Annotated in this window: 18 protein-coding genes; 10 read left to right on the plus strand and 8 right to left on the minus strand. The window is 66.6% G+C overall.

What is annotated here, in order from left to right:
- Positions 1-31: 31 nt before the first annotated feature.
- Entirely contained in the window at positions 32-1,414 is a 1,383-nt protein-coding gene (locus OHB12_RS24355; RefSeq protein ID WP_327110963.1) for a TerD family protein, read from the minus strand.
- Positions 1,415-1,600: 186 nt separating this feature from the next.
- On the opposite strand from OHB12_RS24355, the gene OHB12_RS24360 reads away from it, so the two are divergent.
- From OHB12_RS24360 to OHB12_RS24370, 3 genes are all read left to right on the plus strand, one after another.
- Complete coding sequence (locus OHB12_RS24360) at positions 1,601-2,224, plus strand: AIM24 family protein (protein WP_327110965.1); 624 nt, start codon at positions 1,601-1,603, stop codon at positions 2,222-2,224.
- Positions 2,225-2,232: 8 nt separating this feature from the next.
- Complete coding sequence (locus OHB12_RS24365; RefSeq protein WP_327110967.1) at positions 2,233-2,982, plus strand: AIM24 family protein; 750 nt, start codon at positions 2,233-2,235, stop codon at positions 2,980-2,982.
- A 70-nt stretch (positions 2,983-3,052) separates the two neighbouring features.
- Positions 3,053-3,817, plus strand: coding sequence for an AIM24 family protein (locus tag OHB12_RS24370; protein WP_327110969.1), 765 nt, complete (start codon positions 3,053-3,055; stop codon positions 3,815-3,817).
- Between the two features lie 536 nt (positions 3,818-4,353).
- Here OHB12_RS24370 and OHB12_RS24375 read toward each other — a convergent pair.
- Positions 4,354-4,992 carry a TetR/AcrR family transcriptional regulator gene (locus tag OHB12_RS24375; protein ID WP_327110971.1) on the minus strand — a complete coding sequence of 213 codons (639 nt, stop codon included), beginning with the start codon at positions 4,990-4,992 and terminating at the stop codon, positions 4,354-4,356.
- An 87-nt stretch (positions 4,993-5,079) separates the two neighbouring features.
- On the opposite strand from OHB12_RS24375, the gene OHB12_RS24380 reads away from it, so the two are divergent.
- The 3 genes from OHB12_RS24380 (at position 5,080) to OHB12_RS24390 (ending at position 7,594) form a co-directional block, all read left to right on the plus strand.
- On the plus strand, positions 5,080-5,790 hold the full coding sequence (locus tag OHB12_RS24380) for an SDR family oxidoreductase (RefSeq protein WP_327110973.1): 711 nt from the start codon (positions 5,080-5,082) through the stop codon (positions 5,788-5,790).
- 106 nt (positions 5,791-5,896) lie between these two features.
- Positions 5,897-6,709: an oxidoreductase gene (locus OHB12_RS24385; RefSeq protein ID WP_327110975.1), complete on the plus strand. Its 813-nt coding sequence runs from the start codon at positions 5,897-5,899 to the stop codon at positions 6,707-6,709.
- A gap of 33 nt (positions 6,710-6,742) precedes the next feature.
- The gene (locus tag OHB12_RS24390) at positions 6,743-7,594 is read left to right on the plus strand and encodes an alpha/beta fold hydrolase (RefSeq protein ID WP_327110977.1); all 852 of its coding nucleotides are present in this window, start codon (positions 6,743-6,745) and stop codon (positions 7,592-7,594) included.
- A 198-nt stretch (positions 7,595-7,792) separates the two neighbouring features.
- Here OHB12_RS24390 and OHB12_RS24395 read toward each other — a convergent pair whose 3' ends face one another.
- Positions 7,793-8,590, minus strand: coding sequence for an MBL fold metallo-hydrolase (locus OHB12_RS24395; protein ID WP_327110979.1), 798 nt, complete (start codon positions 8,588-8,590; stop codon positions 7,793-7,795).
- Positions 8,591-8,639: 49 nt separating this feature from the next.
- Between OHB12_RS24395 and OHB12_RS24400 the strand changes: the two genes are divergently transcribed.
- Positions 8,640-9,041: a MerR family transcriptional regulator gene (locus OHB12_RS24400; protein WP_327110981.1), complete on the plus strand. Its 402-nt coding sequence runs from the start codon at positions 8,640-8,642 to the stop codon at positions 9,039-9,041.
- Positions 9,042-9,145: 104 nt separating this feature from the next.
- Here the strand turns inward: OHB12_RS24400 and OHB12_RS24405 are convergent, their stop codons facing one another.
- From OHB12_RS24405 to OHB12_RS24420, 4 genes are read right to left on the minus strand one after another with little or no spacing between them, the layout of a single operon-like run.
- Positions 9,146-9,925: an HAD family hydrolase gene (locus tag OHB12_RS24405; RefSeq protein ID WP_327121389.1), complete on the minus strand. Its 780-nt coding sequence runs from the start codon at positions 9,923-9,925 to the stop codon at positions 9,146-9,148.
- Positions 9,926-9,981: 56 nt separating this feature from the next.
- On the minus strand, positions 9,982-12,573 hold the full coding sequence (locus OHB12_RS24410; protein WP_327110982.1) for a phosphoribosyltransferase: 2,592 nt from the start codon (positions 12,571-12,573) through the stop codon (positions 9,982-9,984).
- Complete coding sequence (locus OHB12_RS24415) at positions 12,570-13,784, minus strand: HpcH/HpaI aldolase/citrate lyase family protein (protein ID WP_327110984.1); 1,215 nt, start codon at positions 13,782-13,784, stop codon at positions 12,570-12,572. Before OHB12_RS24415 ends, OHB12_RS24410 begins: the two co-directional genes overlap by 4 nt.
- 13 nt (positions 13,785-13,797) lie before the next feature.
- Positions 13,798-15,015 carry a hypothetical protein gene (locus OHB12_RS24420; RefSeq protein ID WP_327110986.1) on the minus strand — a complete coding sequence of 406 codons (1,218 nt, stop codon included), beginning with the start codon at positions 15,013-15,015 and terminating at the stop codon, positions 13,798-13,800.
- 144 nt (positions 15,016-15,159) lie between these two features.
- On the opposite strand from OHB12_RS24420, the gene OHB12_RS24425 reads away from it, so the two are divergent.
- From OHB12_RS24425 to OHB12_RS24435, 3 genes are all read left to right on the plus strand, one after another.
- On the plus strand, positions 15,160-15,735 hold the full coding sequence (locus tag OHB12_RS24425) for a TerD family protein (protein ID WP_327110988.1): 576 nt from the start codon (positions 15,160-15,162) through the stop codon (positions 15,733-15,735).
- A gap of 160 nt (positions 15,736-15,895) precedes the next feature.
- Positions 15,896-16,993, plus strand: coding sequence for a DUF475 domain-containing protein (locus tag OHB12_RS24430; RefSeq protein ID WP_327110990.1), 1,098 nt, complete (start codon positions 15,896-15,898; stop codon positions 16,991-16,993).
- Between the two features lie 94 nt (positions 16,994-17,087).
- The gene (locus OHB12_RS24435; protein ID WP_327110991.1) at positions 17,088-17,711 is read left to right on the plus strand and encodes a TerD family protein; all 624 of its coding nucleotides are present in this window, start codon (positions 17,088-17,090) and stop codon (positions 17,709-17,711) included.
- A 1-nt stretch (position 17,712) separates the two neighbouring features.
- Here OHB12_RS24435 and OHB12_RS24440 read toward each other — a convergent pair whose 3' ends face one another.
- On the minus strand, positions 17,713-18,468 hold the full coding sequence (locus OHB12_RS24440; RefSeq protein WP_327110993.1) for a DMT family transporter: 756 nt from the start codon (positions 18,466-18,468) through the stop codon (positions 17,713-17,715).
- Positions 18,469-18,497 lie beyond the last annotated feature (29 nt).

Below are 18,497 nucleotides of genomic sequence, written 5' to 3' on the forward strand. Positions count from 1 at the left end.
TGTCTGCCTTAGCTGTTCGCGCCGCCCACGGTCAACCGTTCACGAGGAACCGGCCGAGCTGCGGCACCGCCTCACCGGGATGCTTGGCCTGGATGCCCTCGCCGAGCGCCTGCAGTTTCCAGTCGTTGCCCACCCGGAACAGCTTGGCCATCGCCATCCCGGTGAACGGCATGCCGCCCGCCAGCGTGTACCTGGCCAGTTCACCGTTGTTGACGCCGTCGACCAAACGGCAGAACGCATTCTGCACCTGTTCGAAGGTGTGGCCCTTGTAGGAGGTCACGACGAACACCAGCGTGGTCACGTGCGCCGGGATGCGGGTCAGGTCGACCAGGATCACCTCGTCGTCGCCCTCACCCTCACCGGTGAGGTTGTCGCCCTGGTGGCGGATCGAGCCGTCCTTGGAGATCAGCTGGCCGTAGTAGGCGACGTCCACCGGGTTCATGTCGGCGAACAGGATGACCGCCGCGTCGAGGTCGATGTCGACCGTGCGGTTGCCGAACATGCCGCGGCTGCGCACCGGGTCCCAGCCGAGACCCATCTTGACGAAGGTCAGCGCGTTGCCCTCCTTGCGGAGGGTGACCCGCTGGCCTTTGACCAGGCTGACCGCGCGGTCCTTGCTCAAACTGACCTCGGCCGGTGGCTGCTGCGGCACAGGCTGACCCGGAGGTGGGTAACCGGCTCCCGAACCCGGCGGCGGCGGGTAACCCGGACCGGGGGGAGGGTAGCCGGGACCGCCCTGCGGCGGGTGACCGGGACCGGGCGGCGGCGGGTACGCACCGGGCGGCCCGTACTGGGGAGTCTGCTGCTGCGTCGGGTAAGCCGGGGTGGTCGGCGGCGGGTAGGCCGGCGGCTGCTGCGGAGGCGGCGGGGCCTGCGCGGGCTGCGGGGCCTGCGCGGCCTGCGCGGGTGCGTCGTCGACGGATACGCCGTGGTCGGTGACCAGAGCGGCGAACCCACCCGCGTAGCCCTGCCCGACCGCGCGTACCTTCCACGCGCCCTGGCGTCGGTACAGTTCGAGCGCGATCACGATCGACTCGGCGTTCAGCCCGTCGATCCGGTACTCGTACAACCGATTACCGGCCGCGTCCGACACGATCGCGGTCGGCGCGGGAAAACGACCGAAGTTGCTGTTCGTATCGTCCAGCGTGATCACCGCGCGGATCTGGTCGATATCGGCAGGCACCGCGTTCAACGACACCGCGAGCGACGCGGGCTGTCCGGCGGGCGCGGGCTGCAGGTTCACGCCAGGGCCGGTCGGCTGGTTGAAGAAGACGAAGTCCGCGTCGGAACGGACCTTGCCGCGCTCGGTGACCAATAGCGCGGACAGATCCGCGGGCGCTGTGAGCTGGATGGAGATCACCACGTCGTTCATGGCCAGCGGACCGTTCTGACCCTTGGCGAGTGTTGCGGACAAGTTCGACCCTTCGCTTGTCGGTGCGTTCGCCTGACACTCTACGAGAAACGCGCTTCCCGCCGCTCGTAGGTAACGGCCGCGATGGTCGGATACCCGCCGAAATGATCGGTTAGTGTGACGGCACGCAGATGCAGTACGGCAATCACATCCGTGTTCGGCGATCGAGACAGAAGGCAAGACACCCTCATGGCGCAATTGTTCGAACAATCGAAGAAGGTGATCGAGGCTCACCTTGCCGGAACCAGCCTCCGCGCGATCTCCGGTTCGATGATCGCCTACGAAGGCAATGTGCAGTTCAAGACGGCCGGTTTCGGCGGAGGCGACGGAGTGCTCGCCGGCCTCAAGCGGCGGGCCACCGGCGAGAAGCTGTCGCTGATGGAGTGCTCCGGCCACGGCAGGGTCTTCTTCGCGGTGAACGGCCAGCATGTCACGGTGGTCGACCTGAACAACGAGACACTCCAAGTGGAGTCGCAGCAGCTGCTGGCTTTTGTCGGGAATCTACGCACCGACGTGCGCTTCGCCGGTCTGCGGGGCGCGTCCAGCGGCCAGGGCTTGTTCACCACCACCGTGTCCGGGCAGGGGCAGGTCGCGCTGCTCGCGGCGGGCGGACCGCTCATCCACCTGGAGGTGTCGCCGCAGTATCCACTGGTGGTGGACCCGGACGCGTTCGTAGCCGCGCGGGGCAACCTCAACCAGTCGTTCGTCACCGACATCTCGTGGCGGACCGCGATCGGCCAGGGTGCGGGCGAGGCGTTCTCGCTGCGCTGGGACGGTCAGGGTGTGGTGTTGATCCAGCCGGCGGAACGGTAGGGCGAGCGATGTTCGAGAAGGTCAACGGCAAAGTCGTCAAGGTCGACGTCGGGATGGCGGGCGGCGTGGTCGCTCGAAATGGCGCGATGCTCTTCTACACCGGCGACGTTTCCTTTGCTCCGCATCAGGTGCCGGGCGCCCAGGGGATGGGCGGCATGGGTGGGCTGATGCGGATGGCCGGGCGCGCGATGGCGGGCGAGCACGAGCGCACCATGCTGGCGCAGGGGACCGGCGAGGTGCATTACGGGTTCGCGGGCCTGGAAGTGCACGTGGTGCATATGCAGCAGGGCGCGACGCTGCGTGTCGAGGCCTCGCGACTGTTGGCCAATACTGCCGGGTTGCAGAGTTCGGTTGTCTCCGTGATGAGTTCGGGCGGCGGAGGCGGAGGCGGAGGCGGAGGCGGAGGCGGAGGCCTGATGGGAGCACTGCGCGGTGCCGCGACCGGTGCGTTGACCGGCCAGGGCATGTTCACCACACAGCTGTCCGGGCCGGGCGCCGCGGTGCTGCTGGCGCACGGCGGCTTCCTGGAACTGCAAGTGGGCGGTCCGCTCGGCTCATCTGGGGGACACCCCCAGAACCCCGGGCAGATCGTAGTCGACCCGCAGGCCTTCGTCGCCGCGTACGGCAACGTGCAAACCGAGCTGAAGACGGCCCTCAGCTGGCGCGACGCGGTCGGCCGCGGTTCGGGCGAGGCGATGCAGTTGCATTGCGCCGGACAGGGCGTCGTCTACGTTCAGGCCTCCGAAGAGAAGTTGTGACCATGAGTGAGCGAATCATCAACACAGCGCCCATCGGCATGCCGGCGCCGAGCGTCGGCGAGGCGGAGTCATGACCCAGATCCTCAATCCCATGAATCTCGGTGAGAGCGACAACATCCCGGGAAACAGCTACGCATATTGCATCGACCTGAACAAACCGTGGTTCATGCGCAAAGGCGCGATGATCGCCTACTACGGCGACATGCGGTTCCAGATGCTCACCCACGGGCTGCAGGGCGGCCTGCTGCACATGGTGTCGCAACAGTTCTCCGCACCACTGTTCACCGGGGACTACGTCGTCGCCGAGGGGCACGGCAAGCTGATCATCGGCGACCGCGGCTACGACATCAATTCCTATGACCTGGAGGACAACGGCAACCTGACCATTCGGGCGGCGAACCTGCTCGCGTTCGAGCCGGGCCTGTCGCTGAACCAGTCCATCGTGCCCGGCTTCCTCACCCTCATCGGCACCGGCAAGTTCCTCGCCTCGTCCAACGGGCCGGTCATATTCGCCGAGCCGCCGCTGCGCGTCGACCCGGAATCGCTGGTCGGATGGGCGGATTGCCCCTCTCCCAGCCACCATTACGACCAGCGATGGGTCTCCAACTTCCTGGCCGCGGGTGCGGCGGCCTTCGGCGCGAACTCCGGCGAGGAGCGCCAGTTCGACTTCACCGGCGCGGGCACCGTGCTGATCCAGTCCAGTGAGAAGGTGCTCAGCGACTCGATGCTGGTGCGCACCATCGAGGGGCAGATCCAGAGCGGCATCACCGTCGGCGGCCTGCAACGACTGCAAGGGATCATCACCCAGCAGTTGGGTGCGCAGCAGCAGTACTGATTCCGGCTTAGAACCGCGCCAGCGTATCGCTGGACGGATCACCCACGGACAGCGAAGGGTTCGCGACGACAAGATGAAATCATCTCGACGCGTGCCGGACGGAGTCGCGGTCGGCGGAGAATCGAGACATGGCCGACTTGGCGCTTGCGTCGCAGCGTCGCACGGCGCTCACCTCCTATCAGGAGGCGGGCGGCCCCCATATCGCGAGGTCACCGAAATACGTGGGGTTGAGTCGTACCGGAAGCTCGAGCGGCCGCAGGTGAGGAACTGCGGGGTGTAGGGGAAATGTTCCGGATCGCGCGCAAGCCTCAACCGCAAACGCGCCGATCTGTTGTGGATCTGGTGGCCGAACTCGGCGTGGCGCTGGCTGTGCTGACATCGGTGTGAATCCTTTGGTGATGTCTGGTCCTCTCATAGTTGTGCCGACAACCGGGTCGGCACAGATCGAGGAGGTCGTTGTGATCGTTGCCGCTATCGCCGTCGTTGCAGTGTTGCGCGGTGGGCGTTTCGGTCGCGAGGATCTCCTTGTTGACCTATTAGGTCGCGGTGATCGTCCCTTGGGAGGCATGGCTGTCGGGCTGGGGATCGCGGAGGTCGGCGGCGTCGAGGAGGGTGGCGGCGGTTGTGACGGCGAGGCCGTCGAGATCGTGTGCTTGGACGACCGAGCGGGCGCTGGCTCCGTCGAATACGAGGGTGAGTTGTCGGGCCAGTTCGGTGGGGTCGTGGGCGCCGCCACGCTCGGCCTCATGCTGGAAGAACGAGGTCAGTCCGTCCTTCTGTCGTCGGGCGACCTGACTCGCCGGGTGCTCGGGTGATTTGAGTTGGACCGACGCCGCGACGTAGGGGCATCCGCGAAAACCCTGGACCGGTTCCAGGACTTCCAATCGTTGGAAGACGTGCAGGATCCGCGCCCGCGGCCCTCGGGCGTCGTCGTCGGCCGGTAGCAGGGCGGTCCGATAGTCGGGCGCGATGCGTTCCAGGCTGGCGGCCACGAGTTCATCTTTGCTGTTGAACAGCTGGTACATCGAACGCTTGGACACACCGGCGGCTTTGCACAAGGTGTCGACGCCGACGTGGACGCCCTGGTCGTAGAACAGTTGCGCCGCCGCGTCGAGCAAACGGTCGCGGGTCGAGGCAGCACCGGTTGGTGCCGCAGGCGGTGTGGGGTCGGACATGAATCTCAGATTACCTACGCCCTTGCATTTTGGAAACCGATCTGTTTATTCTGAGGAAACAGATCAGTTTCCGAGGGAGTAGGGCGTATGACCAGCATCAAAGATTCGGTAGCACTTGTGACCGGCGGCAGCCGCGGCATCGGCAAGGCATTGGTGGAACAGCTCTACGCGCGGGGTGCCGCCAAGGTTTACGCCACCGCCCGCGACCCGCGAACCATCACGCACCCGGACGTGATCCCGCTCGCGCTGGAACTCACCGATCCTGCCGCCGCGGCGGCGTTGGCCGAGAAGACACCCGACGTGACGATCCTGATCAACAATGCCGGTGTCGCGTTCGGCTCCTCGTTCCTCGACTCGCCGATCGCCGATATCCGCCGCGAATTCGACATCAACTTCTTCGGGTCACTGCACGTCACCCGCGCCGTCGCACCGATCCTGGAACGCAACGGCGGCGGCCACATCCTGACCATTCACTCGGTGCTGTCCTGGCTCGCGGTCCCCGGCACCGACGCCTACGGTGCGTCCAAGGCGGCACTGTGGTCACAGACCAACGCGCTACGACTGGCACTGCGCCCGCGCGGTATCGGCGTCACCGGATTGCATGTCGGCTACGTCGACACCGACCTTGCCGCCGGGGTCACCGCCCCCAAGACCTCCCCGTACAGCGTCGCGACCCAAGCCCTGGACGGCATCGAGGCCGACGCCCTCGAAGTCATCGCCGACGACCTGACGCAACAGGTCAAAGCCGGACTCGCCGCCGACCCTGCGGTCCTCTACCCCCAAGTCGCCGCCGAGTAGCGGAAGACGGGCAGCCGTCACTACGGCGGCACAACATGCTGCCCCCAGCCACCGCGGCACACCGACCTCGAGACCTAACCGACAATCCCCCAAATCAGGAGTTTCCATGACCACCACACGCCCCGTAGCCCTCGTGACCGGCGCATCCTCCGGGATCGGCAAAGCAGCCGCCCTCGCCCTCGTCGACGCCGGATTCCAGGTGATCGGAACCAGTCGCAACACCGCAAAACTCACCCCACCCGACGGGGTCACCTTCCTCGACCTCGACGTCGCCAGCGACGCATCGGTCACCGCCCTGGTCGGGCAGGTGATCCACCAGTTCGGCCGGATCGACATCTTGGTCAACAACGCCGGTATCGGCTCCGCGGGCGCGGCCGAGGAAAGCTCGGTGGCCCAAGCGCGCAATGTCTTCGACATCAACGTCTTCGGCGTCATTCGCATGACGAACGCTGTCCTACCACATATGCGCGCCGCCGGCAGCGGACGCATCGTCAACATCTCCTCCATCGTCGGATTCATGCCGCAGCCCTATATGGCCGTCTACGCCGCCTCCAAGCATGCGGTCGAGGGCTACTCCGAATCCCTCGACCACGAGGTTCGCGAGTACGGCGTCCGGGTCCTGCTCATCGAACCGGCTTGGACCAGTACGGCGTTCGACGCGAACAGCGTGCAACCCGACCAGCCGCTGCAGGTCTACGCCGCGCATCGGCAGGTCTTCGAGGAATACATGGCCGACGCGGTCAAGGGCGGCGACGATCCGGCCCTGGTCGCCAAGGCAGTCGTCGCCGCAGCCACCGACACCAAGCCGAAACTGCGTTATCCCATAGGCCAGACCGCTCGCGTCAGCACCATGCGCCGAATCGTGCCCGCCCGAATGTTCGACCAGCAGCTGCGCAAGCTCAACCGGCTCCCCGCCTGACACGCCCATCGCAATCAGAACGTGAGGCTCGCCATGAGCGCCTATCTTTCCGACACCGTCGAGAACTCGACCGTGACCGGTCCCTCGGCCCGGTTCACCTACCGACGCACCGGCCCCCACGGCGGTATCCCACTGGTCCTGCTGAACCGCGTGCGCGCAACCATCGACTGGTGGGACCCGCAATTGCTGGACCACCTCGCCGCCGACCACGACGTAATCGTGTTCGACGACATCGGCGTCGGCTACACCACTGGTGAACCACGCGACTGCATCGAGGGATTCGCCGACGGCGCAATAGAATTCATCGAGGCGCTCGGCCTGACCGAGGTCGACCTCCTCGGCTGGACACTGGGCGGCACCATCGCCCAGCGGATGGCCCTGCTGCGCCCCGACCTGGTCCGCAGGCTGGTACTGGCGGCGAGCAATCCCGGCGGTCAGGTGCCGGGCGCACCCGCCCCGAACGAGAAGGTGCTCGCCACCATGACCAAGCCGGAGGTCACCGGGGACGACCTGGTGTATCTGTTCTTCCCAGAGACCGACGCCGGGCGCACTGCCGGGCACGAATACCTCGCCAGGGTCGCCACCCGGTTGACCACCAATAGGCCCGGCGTATCCGAAGTGGCGGCCAAGGGGCAGCTCACCGCGATCGGCAAGAACACATCGATCCCATTCCACCAGGTGCGAACGGACCTGAAGCAAATCGAGCAACCGGTCCTGTATGCCACCGGCCTACGCGACGTAATGACCCCAGCCATGGTGTCCTACACCGCCGCCGAGCACACCGACAACGCCACCCTCCTCGGCTACAGCGACGCCGGCCACGCCTTCCTGTTCCAACACGCCGAAGCCTTCGCCATCCAGGTGACCAACTTCCTCACCAAGTGACACCACTCGCCCGCACGAGCCAATCCATCTCAGCATGAGATCACCTCATTGCCCGGTGAACTGAGGGTTGAACAAGATCCAGTGGGATAGCGGCAAAGTCCTCTGAAGGGCGGGACAGCCCCTGCCAGGCGGGCGGGGCGGTCGTCCCGATATCGGTCGAATCAGGGACGACCGCCGGGCAGTCGCTTTCCACTCAGGTCAGCCGACGCGCTGGAATTCCCAGGGGTCGTGGGCGCTGATCAGGGTCACCTCGTCGCCGTGATCGCGGTGTAGTTCACGCAGGCGCGCTTGGGTACCCAAGCGCAGGTCATGGTGCACCTCCGAGGCTGCTTGCACGATATCGAGGATCGGATGTGGCTGCGGGGCGGGATCGAGTTCGCGGTGGTAGTAGTAGGCGTCTCCGCAGTGCAGGAGCCAGCGATCACCGTCCCGGACGGCGACTCCGGTATGGCCTGCCGTGTGGCCGCCCAGTGGAATCAGCTGGAAGTCCGCGGAAAGCTCCTTCGGTTGAATCGCGTTGAAGCCGAACCAGTCTCCGGTCTTCCCCGATGGATAGGTGACCCAGTGCGGGTCATGTGCCCAGTGCGCGGGGCGGTAGCGGAAACTGGGCGCTTCGGCGAGCGCGGCCTCGAGTTCGGCGGCGAGGACATGAACCCGTGCGTGTGGGAAGTCGGGCAGTCCACCGCAGTGGTCCACATCGAGGTGGGTGAGGATGATGTGCCGGACGTCGTGGGGGTCGTAGCCGAGCCGCTGGACCTGCCGGATCGCGGTCTCGTCTTCGGAAAGGACCGCCTGGGACATCGCCAACCAGTCCGCGCCGAGGGTGCCTGCCGGGTCACGGACATCGTCCAGCCCAATGCCCGTCTCGACCAGGACCAGCCCGTCCGATTCGGTCTCGACGAGCAGGCAATGGTTGACGGCGTGGGCAGGTGGCGGCCCATCGTAGGTCGCCTCGATCTGTCGTACCGATCCGCAATTGAGGTGATGAACTGTCATGCGAGCTAGTCTTCGACTTGAAGCGCGGTTCAAGTCAAGGAGACGAGAGATGACCGACGTCCTGCTCGATATCGCCGAGGTGGCCGACCACGCCGCCCTGGCCCCCTCCGCCCTGCGGTTCTATGAGAAACGCGGCCTCATCACCTCGACCGGCCGTAACGGCCTGCGCCGCGCCTACCACCCCGACGTCCTCGGCCGTCTCGCCCTCATCGCCTGCGCCCGCGGCGCCGGTTTCACCATCGCCGAGATCGCCCGCTTCCTGCGCGCCACACCCACCGACACCGAACTCCGCGCTCGCATGGCGGAGAAAGCCCGTCAACTCGACGAGGACATCGCCCGCCTGATCCGCATGCGCGACAGCCTCCACCATGCGTCCACCTGTACCCACGCCCCCCTGGTCGAATGCCCGGACTTCAAGTCCACCTTCGAACCCGCCGCCGAGCCGGTGTGATGATCGAAGCACTCGAGGCCATTCGAGAAACGCGCTATGCGAGCTCGGAATCGAAGCGATCGCACAACCGCAAGTACACGGATGCGGTGCTGGCTGATCGAACTCTATGCCGGGGCGGACTCGAGGAACCAGTTGATGATCTCTTCGCCCGCGAGGATGCCGGTGGCGCGGGTGATGGTGAGGTTAGGGTGAGTCCAGTTGAGTTGTTCCAGTTCACCGTGCCGGGGGCGGATGGCGAAGTCCGCGGAGCGCAGCATCTCGGCGTCGAGGGCGCCGTCACCCGCGGCGAAGGTTTTCGCGGCACCGGCGAGTTCACCGGTTTCCCAGAGACGGCGGCGCACCTCGGCAACCGCGCGACTCTTGCAGACAGCCAGCGGCATGGTGTAGATTTTGCGGCCCTGCTGGGACGCGGACCAGCCGCGTTGACGACACCAGGCATCCCAGTCGCTGAGGAAACCCGCAGGGACAGCCTTGGGTTTCACCACCAGATAGCAGAACAGGTGGTCGGCGAGGCGGAACTTGGTGACCCACGAATCATCGATGCGCGCACGCAGTTCCGCGCTCACCTCCGACAGCGCCGCGCCGCCCGCACGAACCTCGGCATCGACGTCGATGCGCCAGCGCACGTCGGGAACGCCGTCGACGAGGATGTTTCCTCCGTTGCTTGTGACCGCGTAACGCCAAGGCGCACCGGGCAATTGGATGCGCCCGAACTGTTTGATGGTGCGAGTGGTGGTGGGAATGACGGCGGCCGGTTCGGTCAGGGACTGCATCCGCAGCGCCGCCGCGGTGGTCATGAACGACAGCGGCGCCCCCTCGAGATGCTCCACACAGACCATCGGCACCTCACCGGCGGCGCTGAAGGCGTTGCGCGAGTAGATCATCGTGCGGTCCAGGTCGGTCGCGATCAGTGCCCGTCTTCGTGGTCTTCGGGCCAGGTTCACTGCTGTACGTCCTTGATCAATCCCATGCATGAATAGGCCAGGTCGGCGACGACCTCCACCGGAACGCCTCGGGCGGCGGCGAGCATTCTGATGTGCGCGTGCTCCGGCGCGTCCGCCTCTCGGACCAGCACCCGCCACGGTACCCGCCGCAGCAGCACCCTGGTGGTCTCGCCGACACCTGGTTTCACAAAGTTCACGCTCGCGATGCCGTACTGTGCGCGCACGTTCTCCACCGATGCCCATCCGGCCCAAGTCGGCGTCCGGTCACTCGCGCGGAGCGCGGCGACTTCGGTGGCGACCCGGTCGCGGACCGCGTCGAAGGCGCCGCTCACGGTGTCGAGCAGCCGCCCGGACACGTCGACGCCGATCAACTCCCGGTAGAACTTGGCGCCGTGGAAATCATCGGGACCGATCAGCGCGTCGTTCAGTACGGTGCGCGAAATCAGCCCGGACACAGTCGAATTCAGGCAGGCCGAGGCGATGAGGAAGTCGTCACGGGTGCCATAGGTGCGCACACAATGTCCCGGATCGGCCAGCACCGCCAGCTCGTCGTCGAACCGCGCACCACCGGCCGCGTGATACGCGTCGAGCGCTTCGGTGAGCTCGCGGGTGATCGCGCCCTTGCCGGTCCATCCGTCCACGAACACGACCGAAGCCGGATCATGGTGCTCGGCCAAATAGTCCAGAGCCACCGCATCGATGCCCCGATCCCGCACGATCGACACCGCGTAGTGCGGCACCTCGATACTCTGCCGCCGCGACCGCAGCCAGCGGCGCATCAGAACGCCGACCGGTGTCCCGGCCCTGGCCAGCGACACCAGCACGATGTCCTCGCCGCGTTCGGCGACGACGAGTTCCGACACCGTCGCCACGGCGAGCGCGAGCCGCTCGGCGCTAGCCGCGAGCACCTCGTCGAACAGCATCCGATACGACGCGTCCGGCTGGTACTCGATCGGCAGCGACTCGGCGTAATGGGCCTTCCCGGCCTGGATCTTCCGCTCCCGCTCGGCCACGTCGGCCTCGAGGTCGACATCGGACAGATCCGTCAGCAACCAGCTGACCTCCTCGGCCGCGTAGGACCCGAACTCCGGACCGTGCAACGGCACAGCACGCCCCGCTTTCGACGTAGCGACAGACTCGGACAGGTCGGCGACGCCTGACCGCCCGGCGTGCAGCTGCCGTGGGTCGGCCTCCGGCAGCACCGCGAGCAGCACATCCGCGCCGGAGGCGGTCAGCACATCGATCAAGCCGCCGTCCGCGACCAGTTCGGGGGTGTCCGCGGGGGAATCGATCACCAAGAGCAACACCGGCTCGCCTGAACCGAAATCCAACTCTCCGGAGAAGGACTCGACATCGCGCGTATCGGTGCCCATCGATGCGGAATCGGCGGCCCGCGGTTCGGCGACAACGTCACCTGTCGCCCCCGCGAACCCGGGGGACCACCGCGCGTTGTACAGGTACCGCGGCTGCCCGGGGTCGGGCTCTGGAGCGTGGAACCGGAAGCCGCGGCGCAGCGGATATCCCGGCTCGTCCAGCACGTACGCGGGCGATCGAGTGGTCGTCTGGAATCGGGTCGGAGTCCCGGATTCGGCGAGTTCCGCCGCGATCCGCAGCGGCAGGTACATCAATTCCTCGTGCCCGAGCACGATGACCGGCCGCCCCGCGAAATCCGCCGCGAGCCAATCGCGCACCGTGGCGGCGGCGTCGGCGAGCGCCGATTCGAACGCCGTCGCGTCCGAGGAAAGGATGCCGTGCCTGCCTCCCTCCGGCACCGATCCCGGCCACGGAAGCATCCCGCGTACGAACACACCGGGCTGCGCGGCGACCGGATTGAGCTCCGGTTCGGGTAGCTCCGCGACCGCCTTCGGCAGACCGTCCGGCAAGACGGTGCGGCCGGACGCCAGGCAGACCGTGTCGATCGTGGCGCCGAGTTCGGCGGCGACAGTGTCGAAGACGGCGCGATCGGCCGCGGTGCGCATGTCGACCAGTGCGGCGAGCACGTAGTGCGCCCGGGGAGCGAACGCGTGCAGCGCGCGCACCGCGTCTATCGCCGTCGCGCCGGTGGAGATCTCGTCATCCACCAGCACCAGCGGCAGATCGTTGACGAAGATGCCTGCGGGCACCGGTTGCAGCAGGTGGGAGGTGGCGTGCGAATGCCCCTCCTCGAATCCGGTGAGCGTGTCCGCGGCGGCGACCGCACGGCGCGTCGAGTGCAGGTAGCAGTCCGCCCCGATCCGTGCGGCGACGGTGTGCCCGAGTCCCGTCGCGGTTTCGGCGAATCCGAGCACTACCGCGCCGCGTTCGCCGAGTATGGCACGGACCAGATCGCCCAAGCGGTCGCCCGCGTCGAGCACCACGCGCGGATCGGTCGGCAGATGCTTGCCGAGGACCGTCGACACCAACAGATGCGCCCGCCGCGGATTGCACCGCAAACCGGGCTGGATCAGCGCGGAAATCGACGACACGGCAGGTAGCGCCCGCTCCGATCCGGCATCGCCGTGCGACTGCTCGTGGTGGAGTTCGATACCTAAAGTTCTTGTGGCCCAAGGAATTCTATGCAAGCTGAGCTCGGCCGCGGTCTGGCTCATACGGTGACCGACGCCTGCAACAAGTCCACGAACGACACTCCTTTGTTCGCCACGCCGAACACCCTGGCGCGCAACAGGGTTTGCCGGGCCCAGCTGCGGTGCGGCCGCATCTCATTCATCTTGTTCCGGTAACCCGAGGCCGCGACACCGCCGACGTCGGCCCGCAGGATGTCCAGGGCATCCGAGTACTCCTCGTGCGACACCACCGACAGCGCGTGCACGGCAGCCACATGCGACGGATGGATCACCGTCTTGCCCTGGATGCCGTTGGCGCGGTCCAGGGTTATCTCGCGTAGCAGTCCGTCCAGATCCCGGCTGACCAGGTACTGACGGAACGGGACCGCGTCCGATTCCTCGAACGGCGCGGTGCGCAGCTGCGGGCGGAACATCCGCTCGTGGTCGGCGAAGTACTCCCACACCGGCCCGGTGATGACGAAACCGGTCCCGTCCGCGCGCCCCAGATAGTTCACGATGTCGGCGATCACGTCGGCGACCACCCGCACGTCGTAGATAGTCAGGTCGCGATCACGCCGGATACCGAACGTCGAGCACATGTCGGTCGCACCGACCCGCACCGCCAACACCCGCTCCCGATGCGCGGCAAGCAGCGCCGCGATCTGGACGAGCTCGCCATCGCGGGTCTCCCGGTGCACCAGGCCCGCGGATTCGAGCACCGGCATCCCGTACAGGGGCCGGTCCAGTCGCTGCGCGGCCGCATTCAGGGCGTTCAGGTACTTCGATCCCGAAATGCTGTCGAACTTCGGCAATACGAACCCGGTCAGCACTTTGGCGCCGGGGCCGAGTTGTTCGATGATCTCGGTGATCGTGTCCGCGTCGCGGACCCGCACGAACAGCAGCGGTTTGGCGTCCGGGCTCGCCGCGAGCAGATCGAGCACCGCGACGGTCTGTCTTTTGGCGTACTCCACCTCGTGATCGGCGACGGCGTCCTCGAGGTCTATCACCATCGAGCACACGCCGCGCTCGGCGCGTTTGCTGATCGTCAGCGCGAGGTCCGGTCTCGTCGCGGGCGCGTACAGGGTTGCGCCGAGCCCGATCGCCAACAGCTCTCGGTCGGTGTAGTCGTCACCGAACGGTTCGGGCTGCCGGTGGAAAAGACGCCTCGCCTCTTGGCCGTGCAACTGCCGGAAGTGGCGCAGCGGCATTCGCTTCCGCAGGGAAACCTCCTGCTGGACGGCGATGCCTGCGGTCATCCTTGCCCCATCCTCATTCTCGTCGTGGTCCTGCTTGTTTTCTCATTCGATCCACTACCCCGGCTATGAATTGTCTGACGGCATCGAGTTCCGCCATATAGGCCCAGTAGTCGGGGTGACGCCCCGACAGTGTTTCGCTGATTCTGTCGATCCGTGCGGCCTGTGCGTCGAGCACCGATCCCCATTCGGCGACGAGCCCGCGGCTCACCGCGAGCATTTGCGCATCCCGCAGCCGGAATCGTACGGCCTTCGCCTGTTCTTGCGGGTTGGACCGGACGTCGCGCAGCACCGCGAGCCGTTTGGTGACGGCATCGACCTTCTGCTCGGCCTCGGCCAGGAACCCGCGCGCGGATGTGGTCAGATCAAGTGCAAACTCCGGGTTGGTCTCCGCCGCTGCCGCGCGCGCCCTGCCGAGAGCCGCGTCCGCGGCATCGATGGCTCGCTGACTTTCCCGCTCATTGTCAGCCAGATCGGCCGAACTCGCAGCATTGAACTCACGAAGCAGCGCCGAGAACGCGGGCGCGATCCCCTCCGCCCTGGTCCGGACAGCGGCGATGCGGGTGCTCACCGAGGAGATCGCGGTGTTCGCCGCAGCGGCCCGCGATGGGGCATGCGCCAAGGCGTCCGCGAGTTCTTTGGCGGCCGCCTCCAGCCGGTTCGCGGCCTCGCGCAGCGTCCCCGCCTGCGCGCCGGAGCCTGCCGATTCCAAGGCGACCACAGCGTCGTCCACCGCGGCCGCACGGTCGCGCACCGAGGGATAGTTCGCGAACTCGGATTCGGCGGCCTGCCCACGCACCGTCGCCGCGGCGATCTTCACCTGCCGCACCAGCTGCGGCACCGTGCCGAGCACGGCGACCGCGTGTTCGAGCTGAGACTGATTTCCGCGGTAGAACTCGTCGACGGCCCGGGCCGCGTCGGCCAGCTGCCGCACCACGGCATCGGTGCGCTGCGGGCCGTGTTGCACCGGTGTGCCGTCGCGCTGCGCTGCCTCCAACTCCTCGGTCAGCGCCAGGTATACGCCCGCGGCCTCATAGCACCTGTCGCGCACCGGTTCCCAGCGCGCGCCCATCCGCCGCTCGGGGAAAACCTGGTCGGAGGCAAGCACCGCCGCGTCGGCCGCGCTCTGGCGTCGATCCATGTCGAGAAACGCCGATGCCAGCGCCGTACGGGCCTGTTCGATCCACTCGTCGTCCCCGGACGAGCGGAACCATCCACGCCTTCGGCCTGCCACGCCCCGATGGTAGGAGATGTTCCTGTTTGCCGAGGGTTACGCCGGTTCTTACGAAAGTTCGCGGAAACCTACTACTGTCGTATGGCGTACCCGGCGATTCGGACATGCTGGGACCAATGACGGACTATTGAAAGGGAATCCCGCATGGGTGTCAGTTTGTCCAAGGGCGGCAATGTCTCGCTGACCAAGGCGGCGCCTAACCTGACCGCTGTATCTGTCGGCCTGGGGTGGGATGTGCGGACCACCACCGGCACCGACTTCGACCTCGACGCGAGCGCCATCGCCACCGGCGCGGACAAGAAGGTCGTGTCGGACCAGCACTTCGTCTTCTTCAACAACCTGCGTTCGCCCGAGGGTTCGATCGAGCACGTGGGTGACAACCGGACCGGCGAGGGCGAAGGCGACGACGAGGTCATCAACGTCGACCTGTCCGGCACCCCGCCCACGATCGAGAGCATCTTCTTCCCGGTCTCGATCTACGACGCCGACTCCCGGTCGCAGTCGTTCGGCCAGGTGCGCAACGCCTACATCCGCGTTGTGGACCGCAGCAACGGAGAGGAGCTCGCCCGCTACGACCTCTCCGAGGACGCCTCGACCGAGACCGCCATGGTCTTCGGCGAGCTGTACCGCAACGGTGCGGAATGGAAGTTCCGCGCGGTCGGCCAGGGCTACGCCTCCGGCCTGGCCGGCATCGCCCGTGACTACGGCGTGAACGTCTGAGGAACATCTAGCTATTCGCAGGGGGCCCGGCGACGGGCCCCCTGGTCATGTGGCCGGGCATGTCGGCGGCCCGGAAGTAGCGTTGGACAACCGGCGGTTCAGCGGCCACGCTGGTAGCAACCGTCGCCGACTCGTTTTTCACTTCACGAAAGGTCCCAGCGTGGTCCTGCGCATATTCGGCATGTCCTTACTCGTCACGGTGGTCTCGCTCGTCGCGGCACTGCTGTACGGCGGGCCGACCGCCCTCGCGCTCGCCGCGATCCTCGGCATCCTCGAGGTGTCGCTGTCGTTCGACAATGCCGTCATCAACGCCACCATCCTGCAGCGGATGAGCGATTTCTGGCAGCGAATCTTCCTCACCATCGGCGTGTTGATCGCCGTCTTCGGCATGCGCCTGGTCTTCCCCCTCGCGATCGTGTGGATCACGGCCGGGCTGGATCCGGTGCGGGCCTTCGACCTCGCGCTCAACCCGCCCGCGAACGACGCGCTGACCTTCCCGGACGGCAGCCCGAGCTACGAGAAACTGCTCACCGACGCGCACCCGCAGATCGCGGCGTTCGGTGGCATGTTCCTCGCGCTGCTGTTCCTCAACTTCATCTTCGAAGAGCGCGACATCACCTGGCTCGGCGGACTGGAGCGGGCGCTGGCCAAGGCGGGCAAGCTGGACATGCTCTCGGTTGTCGTCGCGGGCGCCGGCCTGATCCTCACCGCCGAGTACATCTCCGACGAAGCGCACCGCTCGACCGTCCTGGTTGCGGGCCTGCTCGGCATGATCACCTACATCGCGGTCGACGGGCTCGGCTCGATGTTCCACACCGAGGAACACACCGGCGGACCGTCCGAGCTGGTCAAGGCCACCGGTAAGGCCGGCTTCTTCCTGTTCCTGTATCTGGAGGTGCTCGACGCGTCGTTCTCCTTCGACGGTGTGATCGGTGCGTTCGCCATCACCTCCGACCCCATCATCATCGCGCTCGGCCTCGGCCTGATCGGCGCCATGTTCGTACGGTCGATCACGGTGTACCTGGTGCGCAAAGGCACCCTCGCGGAGTACGTCTACCTGGAGCACGGCGCGCACTGGGCGATCGGCGCGCTGGCACTGATCCTGCTCATCTCGATCGGCGTGCACGTCAATGAGCTCGTCACCGGCATGGTCGGCGTCGCGTTCATCGGCGCGGCATTCATCACCAGCATCATCCGCAACCGGCGCGAGGACGACGAGGAACTTGCCAGCGAACGGGAACCGACGCCGGTAGGCTGATTCCCGGCATGTAGCCGAAGACCCTTTGCGGCAGCGGCCCCATCCCATGGGATGGCCGCTGCCGCTCTCGTTTCAATTGAGGGGGGATCGCGCCATGGCGATCGACCACAATCCCAGCGACGTCAACCTGCCCAAGGTGACCTTGTCGAAGGCAACACCCAGCATCAACGTCACCAAGCCTGGTGAGCAGCAGGGAACCATGCGGGTGAACCTGAACTGGTCGAGCGGATCCAAGGGATTCTTCCGCCGGTCCAAGCCCGTCGACCTGGACCTCGGCTGCTTCTACGAGCTGTCCAACGGCGCGAAGGGCGTCGTGCAGGCGATCGGCGACAACTTCGGCGCATTGGAGGCCGAACCCTACATCCAGCTGGACGGCGACGACCGCAGCGGTTCCGTCGAAGGCGGCGAGAACATGCGCATCAACCTCGCCCGCCCCGAGCTGTTCCGCCGCATCCTGATCTTCGCCCTCATCTACGAGGGCGTGCCGAACTGGGCCGCCGCCGATGGTGTGGTCACGCTGCACCCCACCGCGGGCCCGCGGATCGAGGTCCGCCTGGACTCTCCGGTGGCAGGCGCCCGCTCGTGTGCGATCGCGCTGCTGCAGAACCAGGGGCCCGGAATCACCGTGTACCGGGAGATGCAGTACGTCAACGGCGCCCAGGCCGAGATCGACCAGGCGTACCGCTGGGGCATGCAGTGGCACAGCGCACGCAAGTAGGTCAGCGGGCCGCGACCGCGGGCCGCCGCGCCGCGACCGAGGCGGAGGGAGCCGAGGGCTTGCGTGCGGCGAACACCAGACCGACGAGGCCGACACTCAGCCCTGTGATCGTGAGCGGCCGCAACGGCTGATCGATCAGCAGCCAGGCCAGGATCGCGGTGACCGCGGGCGTCGCGAAGAACAGCCTGCCCACCCTGGTCGCGTCCCAGCGCCGCAGCATCGCGTTCAGCAGCAGGAATGCCGCCATCGAGTTCACGAGCACCATCCAGGTGACCGATCCGGCGAACCGGCCGACGTCCGACACGTGGATCTGACCGGTCAGCCAGGCCAGCAACCCGGCGATGGGCGCGCTCACCAGCACATGCAGCGTTGTGGACGCCCGCGGATCGATCGTGGGGGTGAACCGCTTCTGGTACACCGTGCCGATGCTCAGGCCGAGCAAACCGACCACGCACAGCAGCAACCCGACCGGCGAGAGGGGGGATCGGTCGATCACCGCCAGCGCGACCCCGATTCCGCCGATGCCGAAGCCGAACCACTGACGCGCCGTAACGGTTTCGCCGAGAACCCCGGCGAACAGCGCGATGACCACCGGGTTCAACCCCTGCACCAGCGCGATCACCGCGGCCGAGACATGATCGCTCATCGCCGTGTAGAAAGCGCCGAACTGCACGATCTGCATCAGTAGCCCGGCGACGAGCACGTGCCCTAATCGGCTGCCGCGCGGCCAGGTGGCTCGCACCGCGCAGGCGTACACCGTGAGCTCGCACTGGACTTCGCAGGCAC

It is taken from the genome of Nocardia sp. NBC_01730, assembly GCF_035920445.1.
Classification (GTDB): domain Bacteria; phylum Actinomycetota; class Actinomycetes; order Mycobacteriales; family Mycobacteriaceae; genus Nocardia.

Bases quoted from the DNA above. Each gene is read 5' to 3' on its own strand.
- OHB12_RS24360 (WP_327110965.1), top strand. From the start codon at position 1,601: ATGGCGCAATTGTTCGAACAATCGAAGAAGGTGATCGAGGCTCACCTT.
- OHB12_RS24365 (WP_327110967.1), top strand. From the start codon at position 2,233: ATGTTCGAGAAGGTCAACGGCAAAGTCGTCAAGGTCGACGTCGGGATG.
- OHB12_RS24370 (WP_327110969.1), top strand. From the start codon at position 3,053: ATGACCCAGATCCTCAATCCCATGAATCTCGGTGAGAGCGACAACATC.
- OHB12_RS24375 (WP_327110971.1), bottom strand. From the start codon at position 4,992: ATGTCCGACCCCACACCGCCTGCGGCACCAACCGGTGCTGCCTCGACC.
- OHB12_RS24380 (WP_327110973.1), top strand. From the start codon at position 5,080: ATGACCAGCATCAAAGATTCGGTAGCACTTGTGACCGGCGGCAGCCGC.
- OHB12_RS24385 (WP_327110975.1), top strand. From the start codon at position 5,897: ATGACCACCACACGCCCCGTAGCCCTCGTGACCGGCGCATCCTCCGGG.
- OHB12_RS24390 (WP_327110977.1), top strand. From the start codon at position 6,743: ATGAGCGCCTATCTTTCCGACACCGTCGAGAACTCGACCGTGACCGGT.
- OHB12_RS24395 (WP_327110979.1), bottom strand. From the start codon at position 8,590: ATGACAGTTCATCACCTCAATTGCGGATCGGTACGACAGATCGAGGCG.
- OHB12_RS24400 (WP_327110981.1), top strand. From the start codon at position 8,640: ATGACCGACGTCCTGCTCGATATCGCCGAGGTGGCCGACCACGCCGCC.
- OHB12_RS24405 (WP_327121389.1), bottom strand. From the start codon at position 9,925: ATGATCTACTCGCGCAACGCCTTCAGCGCCGCCGGTGAGGTGCCGATG.
- OHB12_RS24410 (WP_327110982.1), bottom strand. From the start codon at position 12,573: ATGAGCCAGACCGCGGCCGAGCTCAGCTTGCATAGAATTCCTTGGGCC.
- OHB12_RS24415 (WP_327110984.1), bottom strand. From the start codon at position 13,784: ATGACCGCAGGCATCGCCGTCCAGCAGGAGGTTTCCCTGCGGAAGCGA.
- OHB12_RS24425 (WP_327110988.1), top strand. From the start codon at position 15,160: ATGGGTGTCAGTTTGTCCAAGGGCGGCAATGTCTCGCTGACCAAGGCG.
- OHB12_RS24435 (WP_327110991.1), top strand. From the start codon at position 17,088: ATGGCGATCGACCACAATCCCAGCGACGTCAACCTGCCCAAGGTGACC.